10 protein-coding genes are annotated in these 11,917 nt (G+C 32.2%); 5 read left to right on the forward strand and 5 right to left on the reverse strand.

Features of this window, described 5'->3' with window-relative positions; all coding sequences use genetic code 11:
• Positions 1 to 27: 27 nt before the first annotated feature.
• A complete protein-coding gene (locus D1815_RS11500; RefSeq protein ID WP_027392504.1) occupies positions 28 to 804 on the forward strand; it encodes a DUF3667 domain-containing protein in 777 nt (258 codons plus the stop codon).
• Here D1815_RS11500 and D1815_RS11505 read toward each other — a convergent pair.
• On the reverse strand, positions 801 to 2,567 hold the full coding sequence (locus D1815_RS11505) for an ABC transporter ATP-binding protein (RefSeq protein WP_118387078.1): 1,767 nt from the start codon (positions 2,565 to 2,567) through the stop codon (positions 801 to 803). The genes D1815_RS11500 and D1815_RS11505 overlap by 4 nt on opposite strands.
• Positions 2,567 to 3,316, reverse strand: coding sequence for a tRNA pseudouridine(38-40) synthase TruA (truA, locus tag D1815_RS11510; protein ID WP_118387080.1), 750 nt, complete (start codon positions 3,314 to 3,316; stop codon positions 2,567 to 2,569). The genes D1815_RS11505 and truA overlap by 1 nt, the downstream gene beginning before the upstream one ends.
• Positions 3,317 to 3,434: 118 nt before the next feature.
• Between truA and D1815_RS11515 the strand changes: the two genes are divergently transcribed.
• Positions 3,435 to 3,929, forward strand: coding sequence for a metallophosphoesterase (locus D1815_RS11515; protein ID WP_118387082.1), 495 nt, complete (start codon positions 3,435 to 3,437; stop codon positions 3,927 to 3,929).
• A gap of 57 nt (positions 3,930 to 3,986) precedes the next feature.
• Here the strand turns inward: D1815_RS11515 and D1815_RS11520 are convergent, their stop codons facing one another.
• A complete protein-coding gene (locus D1815_RS11520) occupies positions 3,987 to 4,397 on the reverse strand; it encodes a DUF4293 domain-containing protein (protein ID WP_027392508.1) in 411 nt (136 codons plus the stop codon).
• Positions 4,398 to 4,597: 200 nt separating this feature from the next.
• On the opposite strand from D1815_RS11520, the gene rho reads away from it, so the two are divergent.
• From rho to D1815_RS11535, 3 genes are all read left to right on the forward strand, one after another.
• Positions 4,598 to 6,271: a transcription termination factor Rho gene (rho, locus tag D1815_RS11525; protein ID WP_118387084.1), complete on the forward strand. Its 1,674-nt coding sequence runs from the start codon at positions 4,598 to 4,600 to the stop codon at positions 6,269 to 6,271.
• Positions 6,272 to 6,439: 168 nt separating this feature from the next.
• Positions 6,440 to 7,111: a peptide-methionine (S)-S-oxide reductase MsrA gene (gene msrA / locus D1815_RS11530; protein WP_027392510.1), complete on the forward strand. Its 672-nt coding sequence runs from the start codon at positions 6,440 to 6,442 to the stop codon at positions 7,109 to 7,111.
• A 904-nt stretch (positions 7,112 to 8,015) separates the two neighbouring features.
• Positions 8,016 to 9,176 (forward strand): SH3 domain-containing protein, encoded by a 1,161-nt coding sequence (locus tag D1815_RS11535; protein WP_147404189.1) that lies wholly within the window; start codon positions 8,016 to 8,018, stop codon positions 9,174 to 9,176.
• A 304-nt stretch (positions 9,177 to 9,480) separates the two neighbouring features.
• Here D1815_RS11535 and D1815_RS11540 read toward each other — a convergent pair whose 3' ends face one another.
• Both D1815_RS11540 and ffh read right to left on the reverse strand, forming a co-directional pair.
• On the reverse strand, positions 9,481 to 10,365 hold the full coding sequence (locus D1815_RS11540; protein WP_027392511.1) for a bifunctional 5,10-methylenetetrahydrofolate dehydrogenase/5,10-methenyltetrahydrofolate cyclohydrolase: 885 nt from the start codon (positions 10,363 to 10,365) through the stop codon (positions 9,481 to 9,483).
• A gap of 36 nt (positions 10,366 to 10,401) precedes the next feature.
• Positions 10,402 to 11,730: a signal recognition particle protein gene (ffh, locus tag D1815_RS11545; protein WP_027392512.1), complete on the reverse strand. Its 1,329-nt coding sequence runs from the start codon at positions 11,728 to 11,730 to the stop codon at positions 10,402 to 10,404.
• Positions 11,731 to 11,917: the final 187 nt, after the last annotated feature.

Consider the following 11,917-nt stretch of genomic DNA (forward strand, 5'->3'; position numbering starts at 1 on the left):
TATTAAAAAAAACAAGCGTAATATATAATGGATAAAACTGTTGCAGTTAATAATTGTAAGAACTGTGGAGATAATATAAAAAATGTTAATTTCTGTTCTAACTGTGGTGCTAAAAAAATCACAAAACGTATTACTTTTAAAAACTTACTTACAGAAATAAGTGAAGTCTATCTTAATGTAGATAACACTTTTATAAAAACAATTAGAGATCTTACTATAAAACCTCACTTAGTAATCGATGATTATATTAATGGTGTCAGAAAAAAACACCTTAATCTACCTTCATACTTTCTATTATCACTTACATTATCGACTATCTTAACCTTCTTAAAGGAAAAAGCTTTTAACATTGCATCTGAATATGAAAAATTAGATGACCAATCAGAAACATTGAAGTTTTTTATAGAAGTAACAGAAAAATATCCTACACTTGGTTATTTTTTATTAATACCTTTTTACTCGTTTATATCCAAATTTATATTTAGAAAATATAAGAAGTATAATTTCACAGAACATATCGTAATAAACACATACCTAATAGCACATCTAACGATATTAACCTTTATTCCTTATCTAATTTCGTTTAGCTTTGGTGATTATATAGAAGAAAGTAGTTTTGTTTTTTTAGGGATCCAGGCTATTTACGCAACATTTTTATTCAAAAATTTATATAAAATTAAATACATAAAGGTTATCGTAAAAGGACTTATTGGATTCTTATTGATTCTTTTAATCTTTATCGGATTAGCAGTTGCGATGGCTCTATCTACAAAGTTTCTTGAAGAATACGGGTTTCTTAACTAAGCTTCTCGGACTTCTGAAAATTGCACATCATAAAGATTTTTGTAGTAGCCGTTTTCAACCTCCAACAGCTCATTATGGTTTCCTTGTTCTACAATCTTACCGCTATCCATAACGATAATTTTATCAGCATTTTTAATGGTTGCTAATCGGTGAGCAATAACAATAGAAGTTCTACCTTCTGTAATCTTGTCGGTAGCGTCCTGGATCAATTGTTCGCTATGAGAATCTATAGAAGATGTGGCTTCATCTAAAACTAAAACACCAGGATTAGAAACGTAAGCTCTAAGAAAAGATATCAATTGCCTTTGACCAGAAGAGAGCATCACCCCTCTTTCTTTCACATTATAATGATAACCGCCAGGAAGGCTACTTATAAAATCATGAATCCCTATTTCTTTAGCAGCTTTCACAACTTGATCCTCTGTTATATTCGTGTTATTTAGCGTTATATTATTAAAAATAGTATCTGCAAACAAAAACACATCTTGCAAAACTACAGCGATATGGCTTCGCAAAGATTTTAAATCAATGGTATCAATAGGTTTTTTATCAATAGAAATAACTCCTCCGTCGATTTCATAAAACCTATTTAACAAATTTATAATTGTCGATTTACCTGCACCAGTGGCCCCTACAATTGCAACTGTTTCTCCAGAATTAACAGAAAACGAGATTCCTTTTAACACTTCTTCTCCTTCTATATAACTAAAACGAACATCATTAAAATCAATATTCCCTTCTATATTCTGAAGTTCTATCGTTCCTAAATCATTTATCTTAGAATGTGTATCCAATACTGCAAATACTCGATTAGCCGCAACCATACCCATTTGTAGAGTATTAAACTTATCCGCTATCTGTCGCAGTGGTCTAAAAAGCATTTGAGATAACTCAATAAAAGCAATTACAACACCTAAGGTAATCACATCACCCTGCGCAGCTCTCAATCCTCCATACCAAACTATTAATCCTATAGTGATCGAACTAGACATTTCTGCAATAGGAAAAAATATCGAATTATACCAAACGGTTTTTATCCATCCTTTTTTGTGCTTTTCATTTATTTCTTTAAAACTATCATATTCAATATCCTCTCTAGTAAAGAGCTGAACTATTTTCATTCCAGTTATTCGTTCCTGTACAAAAGAATTTAAATTAGAAACTTGAGTTCTTACTTCTTCAAAAGCAGTTTTCATTTTTCTTTGAAAAACCCTAGTAGCAAAAATTATAAAAGGTAAAATTGCTAAAACAATTAAGGTAAGTTGCCAACTGTAGTACAACATAAAACAAAGAATAACCGCCATTTTTAACAAGTCACTTATAATCATAAAAAGTCCTTGACTAAATATACTGGCAATCGTTTCTATATCACTCACTGCACGAGTTACTAATCTACCTACCGCAGACTTATCATAATACTGTTTCTTAAAACCTAACATATGATCAAAGAGCTTCACTCTAACATCTCTAATCACCTCCTGACCTAACCAATTAGCAAAATATATAAATAGAAATTGGAAAATAACCTCCAATAATAACACTCCGAAGATTAAGCTGATATAAAAAACTATTAATTTTTCATCCTTAGGAATAAAACTTTCGTCAATTGTTTTCTGTAATAAGAGAGGTCTTAACACCGCAAAAGCGGATAATAAGATAGCAGATAAAGCCACAAAATAAAATGTAAACCGATAAGGATTAGTATAACTAATCAATCTTCTAAATAATTTAAAATCAAATGCCTTTCCGCTTTTTTCAGCCATTATTTTTTACAATAAATAGTTTTTGGGTACTGTACTTCTGTCAAATATAAACCATGAGCTGGCACAGAATACCCAGCTTCACTTCTGTTTTCACTTTTAATTATTCTTTCTAAATCTTCTAAACCTAATTTATGTTCTCCAATTTCTATAAGCGTTCCAACAATCGCTCTTACCATATTTCTTAAAAAACGATTTGCGGAAATCTTAAAAATTAATTTATTATCATTCATCTCCCAAACAGCACGGGTAATAGTACAATTATACGTTTTTACATCGGTTTTAGACTTACTAAAACATTTAAAACTCGTATAGTTTAACAGTAATTTAGCAGCTTCATTCATCAAGTCAACATCCAACTCTTTCTTTAGATAATACGCACTATCTATGCTAAAAGGGTCTTTATACAGTGTTACAAAATACTCATAAGATCTGCTTATCGCATCAAACCTTGCGTGCGCATCATCACTTACCAAACTCACTTCTTTTATTGAAATCTCTTTAGGAAGAAGAGAATTAAGCTTATATCGAAATTGAACAACATCCAATTCATCCTCATTATCAAAATGAGCCATTATTTGTTTTGCATGAACGCCAGCATCTGTTCTACCAGCACCAACAATATCAATCTTAGATTTCAACAATAATGATAGCGAATTTTCTAAAACCTCTTGTACAGAAATTGCATTAGGTTGTCGTTGCCATCCATGATATGGAGTTCCATTATATGAAAGTTCTAAAAAATATCTCAAAGGTTTATCCTATTTTTGTCCTAGTTCTAATCGCAAATATACTTTATAATATAGAGATGAATTATATAGTAACACTTCGGTTTATTTATTACATCATAAATCTTTCTTATTCAATAATTTGAAAAAAATACTCTTACTTAGCGATACTCATAGCTATATCGACGATCGTATTTTACATTATGTAAACGAAGCAGATGAAGTTTGGCATGCAGGAGACATCGGTGACCTCAAAGTAACCGATAAGATCGAAGCCATTAAACCACTTCGTGCTGTTTACGGAAATATCGATGATGACAAAGCCAGAGTTTGTTTTCCGCTACATCAGCGATTTTCTTGTGAAGAAGTTTCTGTTTGGATCACTCATATTGGAGGATATCCACCAAAATATAATCGCAATACAATACAGGAAATAAAAACAAACCCACCGCAATTATTCATATGTGGACATTCACATATTTTAAAAGTGATTCCTGACAAAAATAACGGCGTATTACATATGAATCCTGGAGCAGCCGGAAAACACGGATTTCATAAAGTAAGAACCATGTTACGATTTACATTGAGTAAAGGAAAAATAGAAAACCTCGAAGTAATCGAGCTTGGTAAAAAATAAGACCCGAAGTTGGCATACTCCGGGTCCTAACGCACTAATACTACTAAGATTTTAGGTTTATCGTAATCGATCTACAGATTTTACGAGATTTTCATCCTTTTTTATAGCCTTGTTGGCTACAACTAATAAAACGATAGAAATAATAGGAATCAACATCCCAATACCTTTCTCCGAAACCAAGGTTTCTCCAGATAATGTTAGTGACCAATAAACAAATACTCCTAGTAAAATAAAGTTTAATAAGATATTGATACGCCCCAAAACAAATTGAAGCTGTCTATTTTTAAATAAAAAAATACTTACTAAAGCCAAAATTGCTGACCCAGCAAACATTCCCAAAACCAAAAGATTATCCTGAGGTAATAATTCCTCTCCATTTTCATTAAGTCCATAAGGCAAAATAGTAGACAACCCACCGGATATTAAAACTACTAAAAACAAATAGACTGATTGAATTCTTTGTATCATTCCCCCTTATTCTTTTGGAAAAGCAAAAATAAGAGTTTCTTTTCATAATTATGTGTAAAAATCAAAAATAAAGTCGTATACTTGCATCACAATTTATGTAACCCATTCTATTTAGGTTACTTACCTTCAAAATAAAATTTTCCTAGAATTCTTCTTTAGAAAATTTAATACCAGAACCTTAAATTATATAACAAATTTAAATGTTAGAGATTTCTGAATTAAAAGCAAAAAAGCTTCCTGAGCTACAGGAAATTGCGAAAAGTTTAAATGTACCTAAATTTCGCACCATGAAAAAGTTAGACTTGGTATATCAAATACTTGATTACCAAGCAGCAAACCCTAACAAGGTAAAAGAGGTTATCACAGAAGATTCTTCTACTAAAACAGAGAAGAAAACCGAAAAACCACAATCAAAGCAAGCGCCAAGGCAAAGAAGACCGCGTAAAACTGCAAACACTCAAAATCCTCAAGCTAAAAAAGACACAAATCCTCCTGTAGAAAAAAGTAATCCTGTTAAACAAGAGCCTAAGGAGAACACCCAACCTGTGAAAGAGGTCAAGGAAAACAAAAAACCTCAAAGAAAACAGGAAGACAAAAAAGAGGAACGTAAAGACGATAACAGGAAAGATAATCGCAATAGAAATAACGATAAATCCCAAAACAAAAACCGTAATAACAATAATAAAAAAGATAATAACGGAAATAGGGATAACGGAAATAGAGACAATAGAAATCGCTATAAAGAACCAGATTACGAATTTGATGCAATCATCCAAAGCGAAGGAGTACTTGACATCATGCAAGATGGTTATGGCTTTTTAAGATCTAGTGACTACAACTACCTCTCTTCTCCCGATGACATATACGTTTCACAATCACAAATTAGACTATTTGGGCTTAAGACAGGGGATACAGTTCTTGGACAAGTAAGACCTCCTAAAGAAGGTGAAAAATATTTCCCTCTTATAAAGGTAAATAAAATTAACGGCCTCGATCCTCAAGTAGTAAGAGACAGAGTTTCTTTTGAACACCTAACACCACTTTTTCCACAAGAGAAATTTAAATTAGCAGAAAGACAAAGCACTATATCAACACGAATAATGGATTTGTTTTCCCCTATTGGTAAAGGACAACGAGGCATGATCGTTTCTCAACCAAAAACAGGTAAAACAATGCTACTAAAGGATGTAGCCAATGCAATTGCAGCCAATCATCCCGAAGTATACCAAATGATATTACTGATCGATGAAAGACCCGAAGAAGTTACCGACATGCAGCGTAATGTTCGTGGAGAAGTTATAGCATCAACATTTGACAAGGAAGCTCACGAGCACGTAAAAATAGCCAATATAGTTTTAGAAAAAGCTAAAAGATTAGTAGAATGCGGTCATGATGTAGTAATACTACTAGACTCTATTACCCGTCTAGCAAGAGCATACAATACCGTACAACCTGCTTCTGGTAAAATTCTTAGTGGTGGTGTTGATGCAAATGCACTACACAAACCAAAACGTTTCTTTGGAGCTGCACGTAATATAGAAAATGGAGGATCCCTTACTATTATCGCCACAGCCTTAACGGAAACCGGCTCTAAGATGGACGAAGTTATTTTTGAAGAGTTCAAAGGAACAGGTAATATGGAATTACAATTAGATCGTAAAATATCCAATCGTAGAATTTTCCCTGCTATTGATCTTACATCGTCAAGTACACGTAGAGATGACATATTATTAGACGAAAACACAATACAAAGGATGTGGGTAATGAGAAAATACCTAGCGGATATGAATCCTGTAGAAGCTATGGAATTTATCAATGAGCGTTTTAAACAAACAAGAAACAATGATGAATTCTTGATTTCCATGAACGGATAAAACACACCTTATATATATAATGTAGAAAATGGCTGTCACTAAAATGACAGCCATTTTTTTATTTACAGTTTTTTTAAGCATCATAATCAGCACATCTATGTAATTTTGCAATAAAGATTAAACACTGAAAGGTTTAACAACAAACAAAGACTATTATAAAAAAAAATTATGAAGACCTTAATATATAGCATACTCACCGTTTCTACTTTACTAACTAGTTGCCAAGGTAATAGTCAAAATAATAACCAAATTAGTAATACCGCTCAAAATCAAAACATAAAAGCTATCCAAACCGAACCAATTAATGGATTAGAACGAGCATATTTCGCCAGCGGATGTTTTTGGTGCGTAGAAGCAGTATATGAAAGCGTTATTGGCGTACAAGAAGTAGTCTCTGGATACTCTGGAGGACATACCAAAAATCCCACCTATGAATCGAGCAATACTGGACGCACGGGGCACGCAGAAGCTGTAGAAGTTTTATATGATCCAAAAATAATTTCCTTTTCATCACTAATTGACGTTTATTTTGGTTCCCAAAATCCAACACAAATAAACGGCCAAGGCCCAGATCACGGGTCTCAATACAGATCAATTATATTTTATCAAAATGATGAACAAAAAAATATAATTCAAAAAAAGAAAAACTTTCTTAGCAAAAGTTTAAATAGACAAATCGCAGCAGAAGTAACTCCATTTCAAAAATTTTGGAAAGCAGAAGATTATCACCAAGATTACGAAAAAAGAAATCCATATAATAGATATATTCAGAATGTATCCATACCAAGATTAAAACGTTTTCAAAAAAAATTCCCTGAATTAATCAAAGAAAACCACTAAATCGTTTTCTAAACGACTATATACAAATTCTTTTAAATAATAATCACATTCTCACTAAAATCTTACACCACAAAAACGGTCAGCTATTTCTGACGGAGGCAAAACTCGATCTAAAAACAACGTAAATAAGTGAATTTTTCAATAGAGTATTAGCCATGTTAATCTTAAAATAAAATACCTAATACAACAAACTGAAATATATGAGAATTTAAAACAAAACAAAGAAAGAAAAAACTCAAACTACTTAATATCAAAAAGATAAGATCACCAAGAAGAATAATATCTATTTAAAAGCACAGAAATATACTATGCATGCATAATTAAAAATGTTAAAGTATTGTAAAAAACAAAATCCAATCACTAATAATCCATTGATAAAAAAAGTAAAAATAAATTTTAAAAAAACTAAAAAATCGCCCACCGACTTCAAGCCCAATAAACACGGCGTAAATCAGTTGTAATACACAAAATAATCGTTGAAAAACACAAATTGATTAAAAAAAAAGTAGATTTTTATGCAAATAAAGTCAAAACAAGTTGTGTTTTTCATATTAATAACTTACTTTTGTTTATAGTTTAAGAGTTTTCAACTCAGCTGATTAATAAATAAGTTTAAACTTGTGCTCAAGGAAAACATGTTTAATTAACTGAAAAACAACAACTTAAACTTATAAATGTTCTTTAAAAATCTACTTTTTTTAACACAAAGGCAACTTTTGTTAACAATTTAGAAATGTCATTAAAAATAGTTTGGCATGTTTTTTGAGAACGGATTTTTGAACAATAACTTTTAAAAAATTATTTAAAAGAGTATAAAAAAAGCAACTAAAGATTAACGTCTTAAGATTAAAGAACCCTAATCTGCTTTATTTTTGAATTTTAACTATGTAAACACAGAAAGATTATGAAATCAATTTTTACATTTATTTTGCTATTGGTGATGACTTCCTCGACTTTCGCTCAAATAAAGTCGCTGGATCGCTATTTAATGTCCACCGCCAAATTAGAATTAAGAACTGGACCAGGAGCAAATTTTGACATTATTGGTGAAATCCCACAAGGAACACAAGTATATGTTATTAGTTCTGGTTATGGAGACTGGAGTACAGTTCAATACAAAAACGGAAACGGTTTTGTACTAACAAAATTACTAGCAGAAGATAGTAGTATTGCAGAAGCTGAAAGAGCTGCAAAAGCTGCTGAAGCTAGAAGAAATGCTGCTAGACTTGCAGCAGAAGAAGCAATTAGAAAAGCAGAACAAGCAAAAATTGCTGCTGCTGAAGCTGCAAGAAAAGCAATTGCCGAAGCAGAAAGATTAACAAGACAAGCTGAAGCTGACGCAGCTGCTGCTGAAGCTGCTGCTGCTGCCGCGAAACAAAATCAAACGGCTGCTGAAAGAAGAAGATTAGCTGAATTAGCTGAGACCCAAAAAGCACTAGAAGAAGCTAATAAAAGAACTTTAGGATCTACAGAAACTGCGTATACTCCTATTGAATCTAAAACAGCTTCAGGCGGCAGTAATGCTGGAACAAGAGCAACTGCTGCTCCTACTAAGGTAACCAGAGAAAATAAATATTCTAGTTGGGAAAAGAAAGCATATAAATCAGGAGCTACCCCTAAATCATTTAACTTTAAAGGTAAATATGAATACAAGTTAGATAATTATCTTAAAATAGAGGTTGGTCAAAATACGGACGTTGTTGTTAAACTAGTAAAAATGGGTAAAACTGCGAAAGATGATGAAACAGTGAGAATCGTTTTTATCAATAGTAGCCAAACCCAATTTATAAGAAATATACCAGAAGGGGAATACTACTGTGTTATTGCTTATGGAAAAGAATGGAGAGAGTCTCCTAGCAAAAATGGAAAGCGTCAAGGAACGTTTACAAAAAACGCTTTGTATGAAAAAGGACAGGACATCTTAGACTTCAAAACTATCAAAACTGAGGCAGGATTAAATGTACCTAATTATAGTCTTTCATTAGATCTTATGGATAATGGAACATTATATAACGGATCAGAAGATCAAGATAATATCAAAGCGTCTGATTTCAATTCTTTCTAAGACAAGAAGGTATATAATTTAAAATATTAATTTTATTATCACCAATAATAAATGTAAGATAAAAAAGCGTCTTTTAGGGACGTTTTTTTTGTTGCTATACCGCACAAAACTTATTTTAATGTTTACAGATAAATACAATTAAGAATGATAAACAATAGTATCACAAATATTAGTTTATCAAATTAAACCACATATATAAAAAAGCTTTAAGTTTTTTTAAACCTAAAGCTTTTAATAATTTAACTAATTGCAGATTAAAAAATAAATAAATCTAAAAAATCCTTTAAACACTATCTTTTAAACATTACCCATTATTGCGATGTCTCTCTCTAGCTAACAATGTATTTTTAAGAAGCATAGCAATGGTCATCGGACCAACTCCTCCAGGAACTGGTGTAATAAAGGAAGCTTTTTTACTAACATTTTCAAAATCCACATCCCCTACAATTCGATATCCTCTTTCTCTAGAATCATCAGCTACCCTAGTAATACCTACATCAATAATAACAGCATCGTCTTTTACCATTTCTGCTTTAAGAAAATTAGGAACACCTAAAGCTGATATAACAATATCTGCCTGAGAAATGATTTGAGTAATATTTTTTGTATGACTATGTGTTAATGTCACTGTAGAGTTACCAGGCCATCCTTTTCTACCCATCAAAATACTCATTGGTCTACCTACAATATGACTTCTACCTATAACTACGGTATGCTTTCCTTTTGTGTCAACATTATAACGTTCTAAAAGTTCTAAAATACCAAAAGGTGTAGCAGGAATAAAAGTAGACATATCCAAAGCCATTTTTCCAAAATTCATTGGATGAAAGCCATCAACATCTTTATCTGGATCTACAGCCAACAATACTTTTTGAGTGTCAATTTGTGGAGGTAGTGGTAACTGAACTATAAATCCATCAATATCAGAATCTTCATTCAGTTCTTTAATTTTAGCCAATAGCTCAACTTCACTTGTAGTACTTGGCATTTTTACTAAAGTAGATTCAAAACCTATTCTTTCACATGCCTTTACCTTACTACCAACATAAGTAAGACTCGCACCATCATTACCAACTAATACAGCTGCTAAGTGCGGAACTTTCTCGCCACGATCTTTCATCTTTTGAACCTCGTCAGCGATTTCATTTTTTATATCGTTACTTACTTTTTTACCGTCTAAAACTTCCATATTGAGCCCCTACTCTATTATTAATTTAATTATATATTATTTCATTTTACCCATCATCTGCATCATTCGCTTTCCGCCTCCACCTTGCATCATTTTCATCATTTTACTCATCTGATCAAACTGCTTAAGCAATTGATTAACCTGCTGTACAGAAGTTCCCGATCCTTTACCAATGCGTTTTTTTCTACTTGCATTTATGATCTGAGGTTTTGTTCGTTCTGCAGGGGTCATAGAATGAATAATTGCTTCGATGTGTTTAAAAGCATCATCATCGATATCGACATTCTTCATCATTTTACCAGCTCCAGGAATCATTCCAACCAAATCCTTCATATTACCCATCTTCTTAACCTGCTGAATTTGTTTTAAGAAGTCATCAAAACCAAATTGATTTTTGGCAATTTTTTTCTGTAATTTTCTGGCCTCTTCTTCATCAAATTGCTCTTGAGCTCGTTCTACAAGAGATACAACATCTCCCATGCCCAAGATACGATCTGCCATACGAGAAGGATAAAAAACATCAATTGCTTCCATTTTTTCTCCTGTACCAATAAACTTTATCGGTTTATTAACAACAGATTTAATAGAAATTGCTGCTCCACCTCTAGTATCACCATCTAATTTAGTAAGAATAACACCATCAAAATTTAACACATCATTAAATGCCTTTGCTGTATTAACGGCATCTTGACCTGTCATAGAATCTACAACAAATAATGTTTCATTAGGAGTAACCGCTTTATGGATATTAGCAATCTCGGTCATCATGACTTCATCAACCGCTAAACGACCTGCTGTATCTATAATAACTACATTAAATCCGTTTGCTTTAGCATGGGCAACACCTGCTTTAGCAATCGCAACCGGATCATTATTTCCTCTATCACTAAAAACCTCTACATTTATTTGTTCTCCAACTACATGTAACTGATCAATAGCTGCTGGTCGATATACATCACAAGCAACTAAAAGAGGTTTTTTAGTTTTTTTATTCTTTAGAAAGTTTGCTAATTTTCCAGAAAAAGTAGTTTTACCAGATCCTTGTAATCCAGACATTAAAACTACTGAAGGATTACCCGAAAGATTAACACCTGCTACTTCTCCTCCCATCAATTCGGTTAACTCGTCTTTTACAAGTTTCACCATTAATTGACCAGGTTTTAAACTTTTTAGTACATTCTGACCTAATGCTTTTTCCTTTACAGTAGCTGTAAAATCTTTGGCGATTTTATAATTAACATCGGCATCAACCAACGCTCTACGAACTTCCTTAAGTGTCTCAGCAACATTTACTTCCGTAATTTGACCGTGGCCTTTAAGAATATGTAACGCCTTATCTAACTTATCACTTAAATTATCAAACATATGCTTTCTTCAGATTTTGAAAAAATCTACTTTTTTAGTAGACAGGTGCAAATTTAATGATTTGAAGTGTATTAATAAAGAATGCCAATAACAGAATTCTAAATATCAAGAAAGAAATTTTACTGAAACAAAAAAAGCTATTAGAAAGAACATAAGGTTATCTTTCTAATAGCTTTCCGGACATTAT

The sequence above is a fragment of the Aquimarina sp. AD1 genome (assembly GCF_003443695.1).
GTDB classification, from domain to species: domain Bacteria; phylum Bacteroidota; class Bacteroidia; order Flavobacteriales; family Flavobacteriaceae; genus Aquimarina; species Aquimarina latercula.

What these genes read in the sequence shown, in the direction of transcription:
- D1815_RS11500 (WP_027392504.1), top strand. Translation starts at nt 28, where the DNA reads ATGGATAAAACTGTTGCAGTTAATAATTGTAAGAACTGTGGAGATAAT.
- D1815_RS11505 (WP_118387078.1), bottom strand. Translation starts at nt 2,567, where the DNA reads ATGGCTGAAAAAAGCGGAAAGGCATTTGATTTTAAATTATTTAGAAGA.
- D1815_RS11520 (WP_027392508.1), bottom strand. Translation starts at nt 4,397, where the DNA reads ATGATACAAAGAATTCAATCAGTCTATTTGTTTTTAGTAGTTTTAATA.
- rho (WP_118387084.1), top strand. Translation starts at nt 4,598, where the DNA reads ATGTTAGAGATTTCTGAATTAAAAGCAAAAAAGCTTCCTGAGCTACAG.
- msrA (WP_027392510.1), top strand. Translation starts at nt 6,440, where the DNA reads ATGAAGACCTTAATATATAGCATACTCACCGTTTCTACTTTACTAACT.
- D1815_RS11535 (WP_147404189.1), top strand. Translation starts at nt 8,016, where the DNA reads ATGAAATCAATTTTTACATTTATTTTGCTATTGGTGATGACTTCCTCG.
- D1815_RS11540 (WP_027392511.1), bottom strand. Translation starts at nt 10,365, where the DNA reads ATGGAAGTTTTAGACGGTAAAAAAGTAAGTAACGATATAAAAAATGAA.
- ffh (WP_027392512.1), bottom strand. Translation starts at nt 11,730, where the DNA reads ATGTTTGATAATTTAAGTGATAAGTTAGATAAGGCGTTACATATTCTT.